The 682-nt window shown below is 68.0% G+C and carries 1 protein-coding gene; it reads right to left on the bottom strand.

Annotated elements, in window-relative coordinates; translation table 11 throughout:
* The coding region (locus tag ACTWLT_RS31540; RefSeq protein WP_445321496.1) for a hypothetical protein at positions 1-468 on the bottom strand (468 nt) is incomplete at its 3' end.
* Positions 469-682: the final 214 nt, after the last annotated feature.

Genomic DNA, 682 nt, shown 5'->3' with positions numbered 1-682 from the left:
GGCGTCGGTCAGCGGCATGTCCTGCCACCCGTCAACCTGCTTCAAACCCTTCAGGAACGCCGTGGTCGAGTAGTCGGGGTCGGTGATCTGCTCCGGGGTGCCCCAACCCGAGCTCGGTCGCTGCTGGAACAGACCCAGCGAGTCGTGGTCATTGCGGTCGCCGAGGTGGCCCAGGTTCTCCAGCTTCGACTCCTGCAGGCTGGTCGCGATCGAGATGACCGCGGCCCGCTCGGGCAGGCCCGCCTTCTTCGTCGCGGCGATGATCGCCTTGACGTTGGCGGTCTGCTCGTCGTTCAGAGTGATGTGCGACTGCTCGCCCTGCGGGCTCGGCTTGGCCGTCTGCACGGCAACCGCGACCGGCTTGCCGTCAACCGGGGCGGCGTGGGCGGCGATGGGACCGGCGAACACACCACCGGCGAACGCGAGACCAGCAACGGACAGCATGCTCTTACGGATGATCGTGTTCATGGGGGTAGCTCCTTCACGGGGGTAGACACCCGAGCCGCTCGGGGGGAACGACACGCGGGTGCAAGCACCTCGTCCGGCGCTTCTCAAACACGGGGAAAAAGTCATTTCGGCGGCCTACGGGCGGAGGGCTCGTGGCGCCGGGTCTGTGTGCAACGACCGCCAGGCCGGAGTCATTCCGGGGTGCGGCACCCGGCGGAGCGGGTGCTGGTGCGGC

The sequence above is a fragment of the Micromonospora yongxingensis genome (genome assembly GCF_052601155.1).
The sequence above is the reverse complement of the archived record's forward strand: the minus strand, read 5'-3'. Positions and strand labels throughout refer to the sequence as shown.